Source organism: Ruegeria sp. D7, assembly GCF_056534355.1.
Genome location: NZ_JBQFPG010000013.1, coordinates 44766 through 64467 on the forward strand (window position 1 = coordinate 44766; position 19702 = coordinate 64467).

Here is a 19702-nt window from a genome sequence, read left to right on the forward strand (position 1 = left end):
ATTTTCTACTCGACACATGCAAAGCACGCGTCTCAGCACGGACACCGTTTCGCTTTTTTTGCCCCCGTTGCGCAAGCTTGGCATAAACGCAAAGACGTCATTCGGCCCAAATTGGTGCAAGGATGCCACAGTCGAATTCAACGGATCGTGCGGTTCGCGCGAGTCGATCATAAAAGAATAGGGTTGTTGCTGTACGGGTCCTTGTCTAGGAGTATCACTCGACAGAGCAAAACAAGTGACACGGGACCTTCCAACGATGCGCCGTATTACGATTCCAGGTTTGATCATGGTAACGGCTGCCTTATCAGCCTGCGGAGGGCCACCGCCTGGCGATGCAAGTGTGTTGACCGCTGATGGCAGCTCGACAGAGGAACGCGAACTGAATGACCCGAATCGTTCGACGATTTGGGATGTATTTGGCCCGAACACCTCAGAGCAGGTCACTCAGGTAAATCGCTATCTGTGGGCCGCATCGCTGGATGTATTGAATTTCTTACCGATCCAAGAGGTCGATCCGTTTACCGGAGTGATCGTAACGGGTTATGGCACACCGCCCGGCGGCGGGCGTTCCTATCGCGCGACAGTTCACATCAGTGATCCTGCTTTGGAAGCGCGTTCCTTATCCGTAGCTCTTCAGACCAGTGGCGGTTCTCCGGTCAGCGCTGCAACGTCGCGCGCCGTCGAAGATGCGATCCTGTCTCGCGCGCGTCAGCTACGCATTGCGGACAACAAGTTCTAGAAACCCGACAAAAATCACACTATTACCACGCCGGGTTCCTACCCGGCGTTTTCATTCACGAAGGACCGCATGATGTCTCGCTACTCGGCCAACGAAATCGAAGCAAAATGGCAGGAGGCCTGGGACAAGGCCGGAATCTTCACCGCCAATCACAAGGCGGACAAGCCGAAATACTATGTGCTTGAGATGTTCCCCTACCCGTCTGGCCGTATCCACATGGGGCATGTACGCAACTACACGATGGGTGACGTGATCGCCCGCCACAAGCTCGCAACCGGTCATAACGTGCTGCACCCGATGGGCTGGGACGCGTTCGGGATGCCTGCGGAAAATGCCGCAATGGCCAGCGGCGGCCACCCCAAAGATTGGACCTACGGCAATATCGCCGACATGCGCGGACAGATGAAGCCGCTGGGCCTGTCGATCGACTGGTCTCGTGAATTCGCCACCTGTGATCCGGAATACTACGGCCAGCAGCAGGCTTTGTTCCTAGATATGCTCGAGGCCGGTCTGGTTTATCGCAAGAACGCCGTGGTGAACTGGGACCCAGTCGATATGACCGTTTTGGCCAATGAACAGGTAGAAAACGGCCGTGGCTGGCGTTCAGGCGCCTTGGTTGAGCGTCGCGAGTTGACTCAGTGGTTTTTCAAGATTTCCGATTATTCCGAGGAACTGCTCGACGCGCTGGATACGCTGGATAACTGGCCCGCCAAGGTGCGCCTGATGCAAGAGAACTGGATCGGCAAGTCCCGTGGCCTGCAATTCGGGTTCGAACGCACCGATGGAGGTGAGCCGATCACCGTCTACACGACACGGCCCGATACGCTGATGGGCGCGTCGTTTGTTGGCATCTCGCCCGATCATCCGATTGCCAAGCAGCTTGAGGCAGAAAACCCGAAAGTCGCTGAATTCGTTGCTGAATGCCGCAAGGGCGGCACCACCGAAGAGGCGATCGAAACCGCCGAAAAGCTGGGTTATGACACCGGCATACGTGTAAAACATCCACTCGACCCCAGCTGGGAGCTGCCGGTTTGGATCGCCAACTTTATCCTAATGGACTATGGCACCGGCGCCATTTTTGCCTGCCCAGCTCATGATCAACGTGACCTCGATTTCTGTCGCAAATACGGCCTGCCTGTGGTCGACACATTCTTTGCACTGGATGATGACACTCCGGTCGACAAGATCGCGTTTGTTCCACCAAAAACCGAGAAAGTCCGCTGGGTGAATCATTTTGCGGGTCTCACCGAGGCAACGGGTGACGAGGCCATCAATGCCACCGTTGATTTCGCCGAAAAGGCCGGTTGGGGTGAAGGTGTTACCAAATACCGCCTGCGCGATTGGGGGCTCAGCCGCCAGCGCTATTGGGGCTGCCCGATTCCTGTTGTGCATTGTGATCAATGCGGCACGGTCCCCGAGAAGAAAGATAATCTGCCGATCGAGCTGCCTTATGATGACGGCAACAGCAAACCCATAGATTTTTCGATCCCCGGCAACCCGCTGGACCGCCACCCCAGCTGGCGCGACACCCCTTGCCCTTCCTGCGGCGCTCCAGCCAAGCGGGAAACTGACACGATGGACACGTTTGTCGATTCGTCGTGGTACTTCGCCCGTTTCACCGCCCCGCGCGCTGAAACACCCACCGATCTTGCCGAAGCCGAGTATTGGATGAATGTCGACCAATATATCGGTGGGATCGAGCATGCGATTCTGCACCTGCTCTATTCGCGCTTCTTCGCACGGGCGATGAACATCACTGGTCATTTGCCGAAGAAAGCGATTGAGCCGTTCAACGCGCTGTTTACTCAAGGCATGGTGACTCATGAAATTTATCAGACACGCGACGCCAACGGTCGCCCGGTCTATCACCTGCCCGAAGACGTGACCGACGGCAAACTGACCGACGGCACCGTGGTTGAAATCATCCCCTCAGCCAAAATGTCCAAGTCGAAAAAGAACGTCGTCGATCCGGTCAGCATCATCTCGGCCTTTGGTGCGGATACTGCGCGCTGGTTTGTTCTGTCCGACTCCCCACCTGAGCGCGACGTGGAATGGACCGCGTCGGGCGCCGAAGCCGCGTTCAAACATCTCAGCCGCGTGCACCGCATCGCCGCAGAAATCGCAGAATCGGATCTGCCGGCCACTGCAGATGACGAAACGCTGCTACGTGAGATGCACAAAGCCATTCATGACGTATCGGGCGGGGTCGAATCCTTTGGCTTTAACGCATCTATCGCAAAGCTTTATGCATTCACTAACACGCTTGCCAAATCCAAAGCGGGCTCTGCAGTCAAGCGCGAGGCAGCCAAGACATTGGCGCAGCTGATGTCGCCGATGACGCCACACTTGTCCGAAGAACTTTGGCAGATGCTGGGCGGAGAAGGCCTGGTTGCAACCGCGCCTTGGCCCATCGCGGATGAGACGATGCTGATCGATGACACCATAACCCTGCCGATTCAGATCAACGGCAAGCGTCGGGCCGAGATCAGCGTAGCCAAAGATCTGGATAAAGCAGAGGTTGAAAAAATCGCCCTCAGCACCGAAGCTGTGCAAAAGGCGCTAGATGGCGCTGCACCGAAGAAAGTGATCGTTGTTCCGGGCCGGATCGTTAATGTCGTCGTTTGATCGCAGAACCCTGTTATTGATGCCGCTGGCGCTCGCCGCTTGCGGGTTCGAGCCGGTCTATGCGCCCGGAGGATCAGGCTCGGCCTTGGATGGCAAGGTCGAGGTGTCAGCGCCGAATACCGTCGAAAGCTTTCTGCTTGTTCAGAATCTGGAACGCAAATTAGGTCGAAGCGCGACCTCGGGCAACGAATACAAGCTGGATGTGGGGGTTTCGACGGTCACCCGCAGGGCCTCGATCACCACAGCAAATGAAACCAATCGCTACACCATCGACGGGAACGCGACTTATGCGCTGAAATCCAATGCGACCGGGCAAATCATCGCCTCGGGCAACGTTACCGAATTTGTCGGCTATTCTGCTGCGGGCTCAACTGTGTCGACGCTGGCCGATGAGCGTGATGCGACCGAGCGGCTGATGGTGATTCTAGCCGATCAGATCGTGAACCGCCTTTACGCCACGCCGGGCCTGTCCACATGAAGTTGAGCCCGCGTGAGGCTGAAGGGTATTTTTCCAAGCCGGACGCGGACAAAGCCGGATTGCTGATCTACGGGGCGGACGCGATGCGCGTTGCGTTGAAGCGTCAACAGGTGCTGGCGGCTTTGCTGGGACCTGGCGCCGAAGAGGAAATGCGCCTGACCCGCATTCCCGGAAGCGATCTACGCAGCGATCCGGCCCTGTTGCTGGACGCGGTCAAGGCTGTCGGATTTTTCCCCGGTCCCCGCGCGGTGTTTGTTGAAGACGCCACCGATGTCGCAGCGCCTGCGATTCTCACAGCCCTTGAAGACTGGGATCATGGCGATGCACAGATCATCGTGACGGCCGGGCAGCTCAAACCCAGCTCGAAAATCCGCAAAGCTTTCGAAGCGAACCCTGCCGCATACGCTGTTGGCATCTACGATGACCCGCCCTCGCGTGCCGAGGTGGAGCGCATTCTGGCGCAAGCCGGATTGAAGAATATTCCGCGCGATTCGATGTCGGCGCTTAGCGAACTTGCGATGGCGCTCAGCCCTGGTGATTTCACTCAATCAGTTGATAAACTGTCGCTTTACAAACGCGGTGACGCCGGTGAACTGACGATTGAAGACATTGAAGCCTGTGCGCCGCGGTCGACCGAGGCGGCGCTGGATGATGTATTGAACGTCGTTGCCGAAGGCCGGGCACAGGAAATCGGCCCCCTTATCCGACGCCTGCAGGCGCAGGGCACCAACGGGGTCACCTTGTGTATTGGGGCGACGCGGCATTTCCGAACGCTCTATGCCTGCGCATCCGACCCTGAAGGCGCGGCGCAGGGAATCGGCAAGCTGCGCCCTCCGGTCTATGGCAAACGACGTGACCGGATCCTGAGGCAAGCTCAGGGATGGGGGGCGCCCAAGCTGCAGACCGCTTTAACCGTCCTTACAGATACGGACCTATCCTTGCGCTCGGCAGGTCAAACCGCACCTGCGATGGCACTGGTAGAGCGTGCAATGATCCGACTGGCGATGCTGGCCCGATCGGGTTAAGGCCTAGCGCGCCAACCACGTTGCCGCCGACTGACCGGCCCAACGTCCCGTCGCCAGACAGGCGGTCAGAAGATAACCACCGGTCGGGGCTTCCCAATCCAGCATCTCGCCCGCGCAAAAAACGCCCGGACATGCAGTCAGCATCAAACCGCTGTCCACGGCACCCGATGCTACCCCGCCAGCGGTTGAGATCGCCTCATCCATCGGGCGTAGCCCAGCATACCTGATGGGCAGGTTTTTCAGCGCACCGATCCATTGCGTTTGCTTCAATGCGCGGCCCTTAGTCATTTCGTGGAACAAAGCGATCTTTTGCGGAGACAGACGCAGACCATTCTTCAACCAATGCGAAAGCGTTGCCTTTGATTTCTTCGCGTCCAATCGCGCCTGCATCCCTTCAGCCGTCACATCCGGGACCAGATCAACAAACAGCGGCGCCCCCGTCCGCAGCGCAGGGGTCAGGGCATACATACCGCCACCTTCCAGGCCTTTTGCGGAAATAGTGGCCTCACCACGGCTATCCAGATCGCCCGCCATCCACCGCACCGACTTGAGCGCCGCGCCAAAATGTGGCTGCATATAGGGGCTCCAATCGACTGACAGAGCGGCGTTAGCCGGTGCAAACGGTGTTAGATCAACTCCGCTGTCTGCAAGCCATTGGGCCCAAGCCCCATCCGAACCCAACCGCGCCCAGCTGGCACCCCCCAATGCCAAAACCGTCGCGCCGGGCGAGCAAAACTGCATGCCATCTGGCGTGTCAAAAGCCAAAGCCCCACCTTGCCATCCCTGCCAGCGCCAGCGTGTCCTGATCTGAACACCGGCCTGATCCAATCTGGCCAGCCAAGCCCGCAGCAAGGGTGAGGCCTTCATGACTTTCGGAAACACGCGCCCGGTAGAGCCCGTGAACATCTCTTGCCCAAGATCACCGGCCCAAGCCTTCACCGCCTGTGCGTCAAACGCTTGTATCATCGGATGCAACCAATCCTTTGCATCCCCGTATGCGCCCATAAGCATGTCAAAAGGCTCATCCTTGGTCAGGTTCAGGCCGGACTTCCCCGCCATCAGGAATTTACGCGCGACAGACGGCATGGCTTCGGCCACTACAACCTCGTGCCCGGCGGCGGCAAGCTGTTCGGCGGCCATTAGCCCCGCTGGTCCTGCCCCGATAACCATGGATTGCGCCATTGTGTCCCTCTTGCCCTGTACACGCATCAGCGCGAAGTTAGGTCATGGCAAATTCCGATCCGATCTGCCCGCTCTGCAACCGTCCGATCCCCGAAGGTGGTGGAAGCCTGCACCATCTGATCCCAAAGCTTAAGGGAGGCAAGGGCGGACCCACCGTTTTATTGCATCAGATATGCCACAAAGAGATCCACGCGACACTGACCGAGGCCGAACTGGCGCGTGACTTCCACACTGTCGATGCACTGCGCAAACATCCGAGGCTTGAGAAGTTCCTGAATTGGGTGCGCAAACGCCCGCCGGGGTTTCGCTCAAAAGTGCCGGGAAAACGACGCGGGCGATGATCAGGCAGGAAGCCAGGGATCACCGAATGCATCCTTTTTCGGGTCAGCCAGCCCTTCAATTTCGATCCCAAGATAGTCCGGCACCGGTGCAAACCGGGCATTTGGGATGTGTTGGTATTCCAACGTGGTATATGGGCGCTTCCACAGCCATTCGCGATTCTCAACCGCCCAGAGATCGGGGTTGGGAGGCTCCTCTGCGGTGAACGCATAGAAATGCAGATCGAACCCGTGAGGTTCGACATCCTGCAGAGACAGCAAAGACAGTCCCATGGATCGGCAAAACGCATCTTCGGCGACAATATCGCCGGTTCGCAAAGTGATCTGGCCGATACAGGCCTTCGCGAAGGGGGCGTCCGGGCTTGTAGCATCAACCGGTCGGTTGCCCTCGAAATCCTGCTGCAGCAGTTCAATGGCAAACCCTTCGGGGTCATTCAGATGGCACATATAGCCGATATCCAGAAACTGCCGCGGCGCGCTGACCGGGATACCCTTCTGGCGCAGGTGTGCTGCGACAAGATCAACATCCGGCAACGTGATCCCGATCTTCCAATACCGCTGCCCCGGGTCGTGGCGGTAGCCCCCGCCACCCGGCATCAGCAACAGATCGGCATCCTGACCGGAATATCCAAGACGACGATTGGCGCCTTCAACCCTGACAGACATGCCAAGCGCATCACGATAAAACGCCGCCAACGCATCCGGGTCCTCCACCCGCAATCGGAGCGCGGCCAACCTCATGGGCACAATCCGGCTATGCCCGCAGCAACCGACGGATCTGCGGACAGGCTGTCGGCTACAAGTTCTTGTGCAGTTGGTATCAAATGTTCGGGCTCAACCACCCGATCAACCAGCCCAAAACTATAGGCTTCTTCTGCAGAAATCTTCTGTCCAGCCATCAGTATAAGCCGGGTTCTGGCCGGACCGATCAACTCTGCCATCCGCTTGGGATCCGAGGGCTGCGGCAAGAATCCCAGCTTCATGACCGGGTAAAAGAACTTGGCCGAGGGCACTGCGATACGCAGGTCACAGGCCAGCACCATACCGTTGGCTCCACCGGCCAAAGTGCCGTTGAGCGCGGCCACCGTCAGACAGGGCAAGGCGGCAATGGCACCCGACAACCTCTCCCAAAGATCGGAGGTCGCAAGGCCCGCCCGCGCTTCTTCAAGATCGGCGCCCGCACTGAAGACCCGGCCCGCCCCCGTCAGGATCAATGCACGTGCCTCGGTCGCCGCCTCTGCGATGCGAACCAATTCGCTTAGCATCGCTGAGGTCAGCGCATTGGCCTTGTCCGGATTGTTCAACGTGACGGTCCACAACCCATCATCCTGTGTCAGTTCGATCACGTCAGCCCGACCCTTTTTCGGATGTCTTCGTTGCGCAGCGATATCTCGGTCCCCAAGAACTCATCCGCATCTGCCGAGCACATCCACATCAACGCCCGCGCGGGCCAGTCTGCGGGGATGTGATCGTCCCAATCCAGCTGACTTACTGGATTGATTCCGCTGGCCTTGATCACCCGCTGCATATCTGTGGCCACAGTTCCCGGGGACAGGCCCATTGCGCGAATACCGTGATGCGCCTCTTCCAGATGCAGGCATTCGGTCAGCATCTTGGCCCCGGCTTTTGATGCGCAATAGTGGCTCCAGGCTTCGACCGGATTCGACGCGGCACCGGACGAGACTGTCAGAACGGTCCCGCCGCCTGCTGCCCGCATGATGGGCAGGACGGCACGCATTCCGTAAAAGACACCTTTCAGGTTGATGTCGATTGCTTGGCTCCAGGCCCGGGTGTCGGCATTCGACAGATGAAAGATCGGATCAATGACGCCCGCGTTCCCGATTAGCACATCCAGCTTGCCGAACCGGTCGATGCAATCGGCAACTGTCTGTTCAACCTGGGAAAAATCGCTGACGTCGCAGGCCAGCGCCATGGCGTTTTCACCCAATGCCGCAGCCAGAGCGTCAATCTGATCGCGGCTGCGGGCGACCAAGGCCACATTGGCCCCAGCTGCGGCAAAAACGCGCCCGGCTTCCGCTCCGATGCCTCGGCTTGCCCCTGTGATCAGTACCGTTTTCCCTTGCATATGCATCGTTTAAATCCCTGCATTTGAAATTGTCTTAACTCGTACCCTGCAAATGGGGAATTGGTCTACCCCTTCCCCCTTGACGCTGGCCGCTACAGGCACGACCATGCCGGCAAATTGATCAAGAAGGGTTCTCTTATGACTGTTTTCCTTCGCCGTAGCTGCGGTGCAGCTTTGGCCTATGCTGTTGCAACCAACGGCGCCTTTGCAGATGTTACCGCCAATGATGTCTGGGCCGATTGGCAGGCTTATCTGGGCGGCATGGGCTATGACGTCACTGGCGATCAGAGCGTTTCCGGCAACGTCACCACCATCGCGAACATGACGATGGCCATGGCCATTCCGGACACCGAAGGCACCTTCGACATGGTCATCCCCGAGATGACGTTGACCGAAAATGGCGACGGTACAGTCAATATCGGCTTTCCTGCCAGCTTCCCGATGACAATTTCGGGTGAAGCCGAGGGCGAGACATTTTCGGCTGATCTGATGTACGCTCACGACGCCTTGGAAATGGTCGTTTCGGGTACCCCCGAAAACATGACATATGACTATACGGCGAACAGCCTGACTCTGTCGATGGACTCGATGGAGTTTGATGGCGAAACCGTATCCAGCGACATGTTTGCCTTGAACGTTCAGATGAACGAAATCGCAGGCACATCGCAGATGCAGATCGGCGAGATGCGCGATATCGCGCAGCAGTTCACGGCCAGCAGCCTGTCCTATGATGTGGCCTTCAACGAGCCCGAAAGTGAAGACACGGGCCGGATCAGCGGTAAAATAGATGGTTTGAAATTTGATGGCGATACAATCATTCCACCCGGTATGGATGTCGCCAACATTGAAGACATCTACAAGGCCGGGTTCGCCGCTTCAGGTACATTCACATACGCCTCGGGCAGCACCGAAATGGCAGGCACTGCCGAGGGTGAGCCATTCTCGCTCAGCAGCAGTTCCGAAGGAGGCAGCTTTACCGGCAGCATCGATGCACAGCGCCTTGTCTACGATCTTGCGCAGAACAGCACCAAACTAGCCGTCACCACGTCGGATCTGCCTTTTCCAATCGAAATCGCGATGGCAAATGCAGGGCTGAAATTCGAGCTTCCGGTGCAGGCCTCGGAAGAAATCCAGCCATTTGGGTTTGGCATGAACCTGACGGATTTCACCATGTCCGACGTGTTGTGGAGCATGTTCGACCCTGCTAGTGCGCTGCCGCGCGATCCGGCGACCATCGCGTTGGATGCAACCGGCACCGCCAAAGTTCTGGTCGATTTCATGGACCCGGAAGCCGTCGAAGAGCTTGAGACATCTGATATCGTTCCGGGCGAACTGCATTCGCTGAAGATCAACAAGCTTCTCGTATCATTGGTCGGAGCCCAATTGAGCGGTGATGGCGACTTTGCGTTCGACAACTCCAACACGGAAGAGTTTGATGGCCTGCCTGCCCCGTCGGGTGTCGCCAACTTGAAACTTGTTGGGGCCAACGCCCTGCTGGACAAGCTGATCGGCATGGGCTTTGTGTCGGAAAACGACGCGCTGGGCGCGCGTATGATGATGGGTCTGATGGCTGTTCCGGGCGAAGGCCCGGACACGTTGAACTCGAAAATCGAGTTTACCGAGGATGGACAGATCCTGGCTAACGGTCAGCGTATCAAGTGACAATCAAATCGGGAAAGGCCGCTGCGCTGGCCTTTCCCGCCCGAGGCACATAAAGCCAGTGGGCTGCAGGCCTTGCGGGACAGGCTATCCGAGGCTAGGTCCAGAACAACAAGACCGGAGGCCTCATGACGCGAACACCTCAAACAATCAGTGAAGAGCTGCTGAATGCAGCCCGCAAGGCAGGTGCCGAGGCAGCGGATGCCATAGTAATTGATGGCTCATCCGTTTCTGTGGAAGTACGTAGTGGTGCATTGGAACATGCCGAACGCTCGGAAGCGACCGATCTAGGGCTGCGGGTCTTCCTTGGCAAACAGCAGGCAATCGTATCCAGTTCGGATAGTCGCCCCGATACGCTTACCGCGATGGCCGAGCGCGCCGTGGCCATGGCACGGGAAGCGCCGGAAGATCCGTTCACCGGCTTGGCCGCGCCTGACCAATTGGTCGCCAACTGTAATATCGACGCGCTGGAGCTGTTTGACCCAGCCCCTGAACCCGGCGCTGAAGCTCTGATGCAGGATGCGCTGGCGGCAGAGGCAGCAGCGCTGGACGTTGCGGGAGTCTCACAGGTGTCTGACGCTGCGGCCGCCTATGGTACCCACCGGGTCCATCTTGCCGCAACAAACGGCTTTTCGGATGGCTACATGCGCAGCAGCCGTTCAACCTCATGCGTCGCCATTTCCGGCGAAGGGACGGGAATGGAGCGTGACTATGACGGTGACAGCCGGACTTTTCAGTCTGACCTGCGCAGCCCCGCCGAGATTGGTCGCACGGCTGGTGAACGTGCGGTTCAGATCGTGGGAGCACGCAAGCCCCAGACCGGCAGTTTTCCGGTGGTGTTCGACGAACGGATTTCATCATCCCTGATCGGCCATCTGCTGGCCGCCAGCAATGGCGCGGCGATAGCCCGCGGGGCCTCGTGGCTGAAGGAAAGCCTTGGGCAACAGGTTCTACCGGCACATTTGTCTTTGATTGAAGACCCGCATCGCCCGCGCATTTCGGGCTCGCGCCCGTTCGATGCCGAAGGGCTGGCAACACGGCGCAGGGCGATCGTTGAAGATGGCGTACTGACCGGCTGGACGTTAGACCTGTCCAGCGCCCGCAAATTGGGAATGACCTCGACCGGCAACGCAGCGCGCGGCGTATCCGGGCCGCCGTCGCCCAGCAACTGGAACCTGAGCCTGACGCAAGGCGAGAAGACCCGCGCCGAGTTGTTGCGCGACATGGGTACTGGGCTTTTGGTCACTTCGATGATCGGATCGACCATCAATCCGAATACCGGCGACTATTCACGCGGCGCTTCGGGATTTTGGGTTGAGAACGGCGAGATCACCCATCCCGTCAACGAGTGTACCATCGCTGGCAATCTTCGCGACATGCTGATGCGAATCATTCCGGCAAACGATGCGCGGCCTTACCTATCGCGCGTTGTACCCTCGCTGTTGATCGAAGGGATGACACTTGCCGGCAACTGACCTGCCCCTGCTGATCGACGCTGCGCTTGAGGCCGGAAAGATCGCCACGCGCTATTCGGGTCCTGATGCCCAGCGCTGGGATAAACCCGAAGGCGCAGGCCCGGTGACCGAGGCCGATCTGGCCGTCAACGCGATGCTAGAACGTGATCTGCAGGCGGCCCGCCCGGATTATGGCTGGCTGAGCGAAGAAACCGAGGATTCACCCGATCGTCTGGCCCGTGATCGGGTCTTCGTCATCGATCCCATCGACGGCACCCGCAGTTTTGCCGAGGGGTCGCGCACATGGGCCCATTCGCTGGCCGTAACCGAGAACGGTGAGGTCACGGCAGCCGTCATCTACCTGCCCTTACGTGATCTGCTGTATGCGGCTGCAAAAGGGCAAGGTGCAACGTTGAATGGCACTGCCATCCAAGTGTCAGGGCAAGCGCACCTGCCCGAAGCCGAGATTTTGGCGGCAAAACCCAATCTAGATCCGCGCCACTGGCAATCCGGTGCTGCACCTGACTTTCGCCGTGTATACCGCCCGTCTCTGGCCTATCGGATGGCGCTGGTTGCGCAGGGACGGTTTGACGGGATGCTGACGTTGCGACCCAGTTGGGAATGGGATATCGCCGCCGGAGATCTGATCCTGCGCGAGGCAGGCGGGCTCTGTACCGATCGTTTGGGGCAACCTCTGCGCTTCAACAATACCCACCCGCGCCTGAACGGCGTGGTGGCGGCAGGTTCAGCGGTGCATTCGGACCTTCAGACCCGACTTAACCCGAATGGGGCCGGAATTCCGGCATGAGCAAGCCGCGATCTCTGAGCCTTGCGGCCTATCGAGTCCTGTCCTGGGGCGTCCCGCAAAGCACGGGTCACCCCGAGATTGCGCGCCCGGAAGGTGAACTTCTGTGGGTCCATGTCAGTACACCCGATCGGTTGCGGGCCGTCGACAATATTTGCCGTCGGCTGCTGTCTGTGCGACCAGAACTTTCGCTGTTGCTGACCGCCCCACCCGATGTTGATCTGAAGGACTGGGAAGATTGCGATACCCCGATCACAATGCTGCCCGCCGAGCATACCGGCGCGGCGCGCACGTTCTTGGATCACTGGCGCCCTGATATGGGGCTGTGGTTTGGCGGTGGGCTGATGCCCAATGTCATAACACGCGCACAGGAGCGGGGCATTCCGCTAATTTTGCTTGAGGCTGTGGTCGACGTGAAAACCGCAAGGGGTGGACGTTGGCTACCTGATATCACGCGATACACGCTGGATTGCTTTACAGCGATACTTGCGCCCAATGATGACAGCGCACGCCAAATCCGACGCCTGGGAGTGAACTCGGCAAAAATCTCGGTCGCGCCACCACTTCATATCAGCCCCAACCCAGAGCCCTGGCCCGAAGATGAATTGATCGAGACCACTCACACAATGGCCGGGCGCCCAGTTTGGCTGGCCGCGTGGGTTCAGGACAAGGAATTCATCTCGGTTCTGACGGCCCATCGTCAGGCCTTGCGGATGCTGCCACGTCTGGCTTTGGTCCTGCATGTGGCGGATATGTCCGAGTCAGCGCCCTTGTTTAAACGCCTCGAAGCGATGGACCTGCGATGCGCCAACTGGGATGAAAGCCATCCAATCGAAGACACCACACAAGTGATTCTAACGGCCGAGCCCGAGGATCTGGGCCTTTGGCACCGTGTATCCGCAGTTACCTTCATGGGAAGTTCACTGGAACGCGGGGCGCGGGGGCACGACCCTCTGACCGCAGTCGCCTTGGGATCTGCGGTAATCCATGGGCCTCATGTCAGCAAGCATAGCAGTCTCTATGACAGATTGGGGCAGGCAAAAGCCGCGTTGAAGATACGAACCGCAACAGAGTTGGGCGATGGCGTTGTCGAATTGTTGGCACCTGACCGCACAGCAGACATGGCATTGGCCGGATGGCGGATTGTCACCGAAGGGGCTCCACAGGCGGACCAACTGATCGATATGGTACAGGATACACTGGACCGGCGAGGGCGTGACGATGCGGGCACCTGACTTCTGGAACTCAGCCCCTGATCGGTTGGATCTGCGCGCCAGGCTGTTGGCGCCACTTGGTCGCCTCTATGCCACTGCAACCGCCCGTCGCGTGGCGAGCGGGCAAGGCATCTCGCCGGGCGTACCGGTTATCTGCGTTGGCAACCTGAATGCCGGTGGCACAGGGAAGACACCGACGGTGATCTGGGTTTTGGAATATTTGAGGGATACCTGGCATCAACCTCATGTCGTGACCAAAGGCCATGGTGGCTCGCTGGAAGGCCCGGTGCAGGTCGACCCGCGCAAACACACAGCGGCTCAGGTCGGGGACGAACCCCTGTTGCTCGCCGCGTTTGCCGAGGTCTGGGTCGCCAAAGATCGTGCAGCGGGCGCGCAGGCAGCCGCAGCGGCAGGGGCAACCGCGATCGTGCTGGACGACGGTTTTCAGAACCCCGCAGTTGCCAAGGATTTTTCCATCATCGTGGTGGATGCGCAGCGCGGATTTGGCAATGGCCTTTGCCTTCCTGCTGGTCCACTGCGAGAGCCTGTGGCCGTTGGATTGAAACGTGCCGATCTCGTGTTGTCGCTTGGGGACGCCGCAGCGCAGTCAACATTTTCAGAAAGATGGGAACCTGCCCTGACGGTCCCACACGCCACCGGCGAGGTGTGTCCGCTCCAAACCGGAATGGACTGGAACAATACACCCGTTCTGGCCTTTGCGGGCATAGGCTATCCGGACAAGTTCTTTGGAACTCTGCGACAGCAAGGCGCTAAACTGCTGCGGGCCGAGGCACTGGATGATCACCAACCACTGACTTCAGCGCTGATGACGCGGCTTGAGAACGAGGCCAAAGCACTGGGCGCGCAACTGGTGACAACCGAGAAAGACGCCGTGCGCCTGCCCGCCACTTTCCGCAACAAAGTTCTGACCCTACCGGTTCGGTTGCAAATCAATCAGGATGACAAAGTCAAAGAGTTGTTGGCGAAGGCCGCGCCTTCACCTTAGGCAGATGGCCAGCCCAAAACAGGCTGACCATTCAGGATTTAGCTGCCAAGCTCGGCTTCGATCAGCGTCTTGAAGTCGTCATACGGCTGATTTTCAACCTTCTTCCCATTCACGACGAAAGTAGGCGTCGCCTGAATTCCATCGCGTTCGGCATTTTCCTGATACCAGGCCACCAGTGTCTGCGCGCGGGTACCGTCCTGCAGGCAAGCCTCAAGCTGATCATTGTCTATGCCAGCGAGACGCCCGATCTTGCGCAGTTCATCAACGATTTCGGCAGGACCTCCGGCACGGGTCCATTCCGACTGGCCTTCATACAGCAGGTCGGTGATGCCAAAGAACTTGTCAGGTCCTGCACAGCGCGCGACCATCGAGGCCCACAGGCCATAGCGGTCGAAATACACCTCGCGGTAAGTGAACTTTACCTTGCCGGTATCGATGAAGTCCTTTTTGAGCTGCTTGTACGCGCCCTGATGGAAATTCGCGCAGTGCGGGCAGGTGTACGATGCATATTCGATGATCTCGACTGGCGCGTCTTCGGCCCCCTGCACCATCTCGACGATGGTCGAGGTGTCCAAATCCGCCTCTTGCGCCTCAGCAGCACCAACAAGCGGGTTCGAAGGGATCGTGTTACTCGACGTTGTCAGCCAATAGCCGCCAGCGGCCACGGCGACAGCCGCACATATTACGGTTGCAATCCGGCTCATTCATCAGCCCTTTCTTAGCGTTTCTGTCTGGATAAAACGTTGCGGCCCAAACGTTCAAGGGCCGCGCGCAAATCTTCATCATCAACCGCGCGCGACACATTGTCGGCCTCAGCTGCGATTTCTGGTGAAACAACCGGTTTCGTCTGTTTCGGTTTGTGATCGAAACTCGCCTGCCCCTCAGCAAATCCGGTAGGCGCGGTCTGGGTGATACGCACCCGATTGATCGCGTTGTAACCATAGACCGCATTCACTTTGTCGCGCAGCTGTTCTTTCTGCATCTCCAGCATTGGCGCCTGCGGCCCGGTGGTCAGCACCGTCAGCGTCGCGCCAAAGCCACCCTTGGCGTATCCCACATTCACCGGCCGGGCGATCGACGCGATGTCCTGGCCCACAATCTCGGCCCAATGGGTCAAAAGGCGCGAGACGGCAAATCCCCGGCTTTCCCCGGCCTGCCTGATCCGGTCGTTCAGCAAAGTGGCGGTGCGCTTGAACCCGCGGGTCGAGGAACGTCTGCGTTGCATCTGGTTTCCAACTCCTGCGTCGCTATTGTAATAGGCTGATACCCGGACGCCAGTGAAACCCGACAGAGAGTTACATAAAACTTGCGTGACTGCACCGAATCTGACCTGAGCGATACGCTGCTGGATTGGTACGACCGCCACGCACGTGAAATGCCTTGGCGTATTGGCCCGGCAGCGCGTGCCGCAGGCGTAGCACCAGACCCCTACCGCGTCTGGCTATCCGAAGTGATGCTGCAACAAACGACCGTTGCCGCTGTTCGCGACTATTTTGTTCGTTTCACCACGCGCTGGCCAACCGTCGAAGCCCTTGCCAATGCGCAAGATGATCAGGTCATGGGGGAATGGGCTGGCCTGGGCTACTACGCCCGCGCCCGCAACCTTCTGAAATGCGCGCGGGTGGTTGCGTCCGCGCATAACGGGCAGTTTCCCGACAATTACGATGCACTACTGGAACTGCCGGGCGTTGGCCCCTATACGGCGGCGGCCATAGCAGCCATCGCATTTGATCGACCAGAAACTGTCCTGGACGGCAATGTCGAACGGGTCATGGCAAGGCTCTATGATATTCACGAACCCCTGCCCGCCTCAAAACCCCTGTTAAAGAAAAAAGCCGCGGCATTGACCCCGCAGCACCGACCCGGAGATTACGCGCAGGCTGTCATGGATTTGGGTGCAACGATCTGTACTCCAAAATCTCCGACCTGCGGCATTTGCCCCCTGCATGCGGCCTGTCTGGCGCGGAAGGCGGGGACGCAGATGGAACTGCCGCAAAAAACGCCCAAGAAGCCCAAACCCACCCGGCTGGGCCACATCTACATCGCCCAACGCGGCGATGGTGCTCTGCTGTTGGAACGCCGCCCCGACAAGGGTCTGCTGGGCGGAATGCTGGGCTGGCCTGGCTCGGACTGGTCCGAAACACCGCAGGAAAGCCCTCCGTTCCCGGCGCGATGGCACGAAATCCCCGGTGAAGTGAGACACACCTTCACCCACTTTCACCTGATCCTGCGTATTTGGACAACCGAATTGCCAGACGGTTGCGATCCGAACGGTCTGACTGTCATGGACAAACACCAATTCAGGCCCAGCGACCTGCCCACTGTTATGCGCAAGGCTTTTGACCTCTGGCGCGGCCAATAGACTGCTGGGCAAAGCCCAGTGCGCGGTCTACGGTGCCGCCAACGTTTCGGAGCCTCAACATGATCGCATCTGACACCCTGTCCCGCTGGCAATCCGCCCTTCCCTTTTGGGTCTCATATCTCCTGATCCCACTGATCTGGATGACCACCACGGCAGGCGGATGGTGGGTCCTGCTGGTACCGCTTTCGACATGGTGGGTCTTTGCGGTGCTTGACCGGCTGACCGGCCTAAACCTTGAAAACGCCGACCCGGATACGCCAGATACGGGGCTGCAATGGTATATCTGGCTGACCAAAGCCTGGGCGCCTGTGCAATTCCTCACGCTCTATGGGCTGATCTGGTACACTACCCGAGCCGTAGATATGAGCTCGGTCGAAAAAATCGGCGTGTTCTTCGGCATGGGCGTCCTTTCCGGAACGATCGGGATCAACTACAGCCACGAGCTGATGCATCAGAAAGGCAAACTGGAACGCTGGCTGGGCGATTTCCTGTTGTCGATGGGCCTTTATTCCCATTTCCGGTCCGAGCACCTGCTGGTTCACCACCGCTACGTCGGAACTCCGCGCGATCCGGTAACCGCTCGCTACAATGAAGGTTTCCACCGGTTCTATCCGCGCGTTCTGCGCCAAAGCCTCATCTCAGCCTTTCGCGCCGAGCGGGAAAAACTGGCCCGCAAAGACCGCCCGTGGACCGACCCGGCAAACCCGTTCTGGCGCTATTGGAGCCTGCAAGGAGCCATGCTGCTGCTAGCATTTCTGATCGGCGGATGGGCAGGGCTAGGCCTGTTTTTGGTACAGGCCGGTACCGCGATCTGGCAGCTTGAACTTGTTAACTATGTCGAGCACTACGGGCTGACGCGCAAATATCTGGGCGATGGCAAATATGAGCATGTGCACCCGCGCCATTCCTGGAACGCGTCACAAAAGGCCTCGAATTGGTTGTTGATAAACTTGCAACGCCACTCGGACCACCACTACAAGCCAAACCGGCGCTTTCCATTGCTGCAACACCATACGCAGGACGCAGCGCCGCAACTGCCTCATGGATATCCGGTCATGACCCTTGCCGCGATGATCCCGCCCTTGTGGCGGCGTATCATGAATCCGAGGGTCCGCGCTTGGCGGCGTCAATACTATCCCGAAATCACCAACTGGAAGCCTTACAACAAAGCGCACAACCCTGCCCCTCGCACCTGACTGCAGCGCGCACCAGCGCGCTGCCCGGCCCAACGGGAAGGATCACATCTTTGATCCGGTGCTGACAGGCGGGAGCCCTGGTTGCTACAGCACCCAGACATCCATCGGGGCTGTAACACCGCGAACAGGCTGGTCCGAGTGCTGTGCAAACCCGGTCATCATGTCTTGCGCATTTGGCGTCTCGCTTAGAGCCTGAGACCGCAATGCATCGCTGACAATGATGCGCGCTTGAAAATCGCGCGTCAGGGCCTCTAGCTTCGCAGCAACATTCACCGCATCGCCGATCACTGCAAATTCCAGCCGGTTTGCACCGATATCCCCCAGTACGACCGAGCCATAATGAACCCCGACCCCGATCCGAATCTCTGGCTCACCCGCGCGCTTGCGCTCCAAATTCCAACGGTCGATCATCTCGACCATGGACCGCGCGCATGCCAGCGCATTGCTTGCATCCAGCTCTCCGGGTACGGGGGTTCCAAACGTGGCCATCAGCCCATCGCCCAAGTATTTGTCGAGTGTTCCGTGATGGCGAAACACCTCGGTTTCCATTCGGGCGTGGAAACCACGCAAAACTTCAATAACCTCATATGGATCACGGCCAGCCGAGAACTTGGTGAAGCCAACGATGTCGATAAATAGAACCGCGATATCCTCTTTGCGGACCTGCTTCAGAGGTTCGTCGTTCTGGCTCAGCTCATCCACCACATTCGGCGAAAAGTATCGAGACAGATTCGCGCGTTCACGTTCAAGCCCAGCATTGGACATCAGCAAGCGATTGAGGCGGCGCATCGACACCCCAAGCGTCACTGCGACCATGACAAAAACGATCACCTGCTGGATGCGTAGGGTTGGCATGAAACTGTTGGGATCCATGAACTCGGCCACATCCGGGTAGCCTGACAAAGCCTCGGCCAAACGCTCGCTAATCCCGGGGATCGGGGTGGCGACCCACCAAGCGATCACCCATCCAGCCGTCCACATCATCGCCGTCCACGAACCGATCGCAATGACAGTGCGCCAGGAATAGGCAAGCGTCCCTGCTGCTAGGATAATGAAGAAATATTGAAAATTGTCGAACCGATACTGCATCGCCAGTGGTCGCACATCGTCGCTGAACGGGTTTGGCACAATCATCCCCAGCGTCATGATCAGCAGATCGACGAAGATCAAAAGCAACTCGGTCCGTGATTGCCCCACACGACCCGCGCGTTGGATCAGCCAACCATTGGCGCAGATCAGAAGCAGGATGAAATGGTACCATAGGACCTCCCACTGGGGATTCAGATAGATCAGCAACAGCCCGGTCAACGCCATCGCGATCCACCGTGCACGAACAGCCAGTTCAAGCCCCTCTCGCTTGTGTCGTTCCAGTGCTGCCTCGGTATATTTGTTGTCCAGATCGAAGTTGTCCGGTTGCGTAACAAAGAACCGGCTGAGGCGGGATTGACTGGCGGTGGTCTCGGTCATTGCCTTTATCTCCCAAAAGGGCTGTCAGGGGCTGCCCTATGCAATCATCTCACAGGCAAAAACAAA

The 19702-nt window shown here is 58.5% G+C and carries 19 protein-coding genes; 12 read left to right on the forward strand and 7 right to left on the reverse strand.

The genetic code is table 11. The annotated features are described in order from the left end of the window. The first annotated feature begins 256 nt into the window (after nt 1-256). The 4 genes from ACRZ9U_RS16525 to holA all read left to right on the forward strand — a co-directional run bounded on the left by ACRZ9U_RS16525 (nt 257) and on the right by holA (nt 4867). On the forward strand, nt 257-739 hold the full coding sequence (locus ACRZ9U_RS16525) for a DUF3576 domain-containing protein (protein WP_170398884.1): 483 nt from the start codon (nt 257-259) through the stop codon (nt 737-739). A 72-nt stretch (nt 740-811) separates the two neighbouring features. Further along, nucleotides 812-3364, forward strand: a complete 2553-nt coding sequence (gene leuS, locus ACRZ9U_RS16530; RefSeq protein ID WP_170406699.1) for a leucine--tRNA ligase — start codon at nt 812-814, stop codon at nt 3362-3364. Beyond that, on the forward strand, nt 3351-3842 hold the full coding sequence (lptE, locus tag ACRZ9U_RS16535) for an LPS assembly lipoprotein LptE (protein ID WP_170398890.1): 492 nt from the start codon (nt 3351-3353) through the stop codon (nt 3840-3842). The genes leuS and lptE overlap by 14 nt, the downstream gene beginning before the upstream one ends. After that, complete coding sequence (holA, locus tag ACRZ9U_RS16540; protein ID WP_170406701.1) at nt 3839-4867, forward strand: DNA polymerase III subunit delta; 1029 nt, start codon at nt 3839-3841, stop codon at nt 4865-4867. Before lptE ends, holA begins: the two co-directional genes overlap by 4 nt. A gap of 3 nt (nt 4868-4870) precedes the next feature. Here holA and ACRZ9U_RS16545 read toward each other — a convergent pair whose 3' ends face one another. After that, the gene (locus ACRZ9U_RS16545; protein WP_170406704.1) at nt 4871-6049 is read right to left on the reverse strand and encodes a TIGR03862 family flavoprotein; all 1179 of its coding nucleotides are present in this window, start codon (nt 6047-6049) and stop codon (nt 4871-4873) included. Between the two features lie 44 nt (nt 6050-6093). On the opposite strand from ACRZ9U_RS16545, the gene ACRZ9U_RS16550 reads away from it, so the two are divergent. Beyond that, nucleotides 6094-6390: an HNH endonuclease gene (locus ACRZ9U_RS16550; RefSeq protein ID WP_170406707.1), complete on the forward strand. Its 297-nt coding sequence runs from the start codon at nt 6094-6096 to the stop codon at nt 6388-6390. On the opposite strand, the gene ACRZ9U_RS16555 is transcribed toward ACRZ9U_RS16550, so the two are convergent. Genes ACRZ9U_RS16555 through ACRZ9U_RS16565 form a run of 3 tightly spaced genes read right to left on the reverse strand, consistent with a single transcriptional unit; the run spans nt 6391 to nt 8479 of the window. Next, nucleotides 6391-7128 (reverse strand): VOC family protein, encoded by a 738-nt coding sequence (locus ACRZ9U_RS16555; RefSeq protein WP_170406710.1) that lies wholly within the window; start codon nt 7126-7128, stop codon nt 6391-6393. It abuts the gene before it with no gap. After that, the gene (locus ACRZ9U_RS16560) at nt 7125-7733 is read right to left on the reverse strand and encodes an enoyl-CoA hydratase/isomerase family protein (RefSeq protein WP_170406713.1); all 609 of its coding nucleotides are present in this window, start codon (nt 7731-7733) and stop codon (nt 7125-7127) included. Before ACRZ9U_RS16560 ends, ACRZ9U_RS16555 begins: the two co-directional genes overlap by 4 nt. After that, nucleotides 7730-8479 (reverse strand): SDR family oxidoreductase, encoded by a 750-nt coding sequence (locus tag ACRZ9U_RS16565; RefSeq protein WP_170398908.1) that lies wholly within the window; start codon nt 8477-8479, stop codon nt 7730-7732. Before ACRZ9U_RS16565 ends, ACRZ9U_RS16560 begins: the two co-directional genes overlap by 4 nt. Before the next feature lie 132 nt (nt 8480-8611). On the opposite strand from ACRZ9U_RS16565, the gene ACRZ9U_RS16570 reads away from it, so the two are divergent. The 5 genes from ACRZ9U_RS16570 (at nt 8612) to lpxK (ending at nt 14611) form a co-directional block, all read left to right on the forward strand. Continuing rightward, complete coding sequence (locus ACRZ9U_RS16570; protein WP_480902419.1) at nt 8612-10135, forward strand: DUF2125 domain-containing protein; 1524 nt, start codon at nt 8612-8614, stop codon at nt 10133-10135. 125 nt (nt 10136-10260) lie between these two features. Continuing rightward, nucleotides 10261-11607: a TldD/PmbA family protein gene (locus ACRZ9U_RS16575; RefSeq protein WP_170406720.1), complete on the forward strand. Its 1347-nt coding sequence runs from the start codon at nt 10261-10263 to the stop codon at nt 11605-11607. After that, complete coding sequence (locus ACRZ9U_RS16580; RefSeq protein ID WP_170406723.1) at nt 11594-12394, forward strand: 3'(2'),5'-bisphosphate nucleotidase CysQ; 801 nt, start codon at nt 11594-11596, stop codon at nt 12392-12394. The genes ACRZ9U_RS16575 and ACRZ9U_RS16580 overlap by 14 nt, the downstream gene beginning before the upstream one ends. Next, a complete protein-coding gene (locus ACRZ9U_RS16585) occupies nt 12391-13626 on the forward strand; it encodes a glycosyltransferase N-terminal domain-containing protein (protein WP_170406726.1) in 1236 nt (411 codons plus the stop codon). The genes ACRZ9U_RS16580 and ACRZ9U_RS16585 overlap by 4 nt, the downstream gene beginning before the upstream one ends. After that, nucleotides 13613-14611, forward strand: coding sequence for a tetraacyldisaccharide 4'-kinase (gene lpxK, locus ACRZ9U_RS16590; protein WP_170406728.1), 999 nt, complete (start codon nt 13613-13615; stop codon nt 14609-14611). Before ACRZ9U_RS16585 ends, lpxK begins: the two co-directional genes overlap by 14 nt. A gap of 38 nt (nt 14612-14649) precedes the next feature. On the opposite strand, the gene ACRZ9U_RS16595 is transcribed toward lpxK, so the two are convergent. Both ACRZ9U_RS16595 and ACRZ9U_RS16600 read right to left on the reverse strand, forming a co-directional pair. Continuing rightward, entirely contained in the window at nt 14650-15315 is a 666-nt protein-coding gene (locus tag ACRZ9U_RS16595; protein ID WP_170406731.1) for a DsbA family protein, read from the reverse strand. A gap of 14 nt (nt 15316-15329) precedes the next feature. After that, nucleotides 15330-15836, reverse strand: a complete 507-nt coding sequence (locus tag ACRZ9U_RS16600; RefSeq protein WP_170398930.1) for a DUF721 domain-containing protein — start codon at nt 15834-15836, stop codon at nt 15330-15332. 81 nt (nt 15837-15917) lie between these two features. Between ACRZ9U_RS16600 and mutY the strand changes: the two genes are divergently transcribed. Both mutY and ACRZ9U_RS16610 read left to right on the forward strand, forming a co-directional pair. Beyond that, a complete protein-coding gene (gene mutY / locus ACRZ9U_RS16605; RefSeq protein WP_480887402.1) occupies nt 15918-16973 on the forward strand; it encodes an A/G-specific adenine glycosylase in 1056 nt (351 codons plus the stop codon). A gap of 59 nt (nt 16974-17032) precedes the next feature. Further along, on the forward strand, nt 17033-18169 hold the full coding sequence (locus ACRZ9U_RS16610) for an alkane 1-monooxygenase (protein WP_170406734.1): 1137 nt from the start codon (nt 17033-17035) through the stop codon (nt 18167-18169). Nucleotides 18170-18253: 84 nt separating this feature from the next. Here ACRZ9U_RS16610 and ACRZ9U_RS16615 read toward each other — a convergent pair whose 3' ends face one another. After that, a complete protein-coding gene (locus ACRZ9U_RS16615; protein ID WP_170406737.1) occupies nt 18254-19636 on the reverse strand; it encodes an adenylate/guanylate cyclase domain-containing protein in 1383 nt (460 codons plus the stop codon). Nucleotides 19637-19702: the final 66 nt, after the last annotated feature.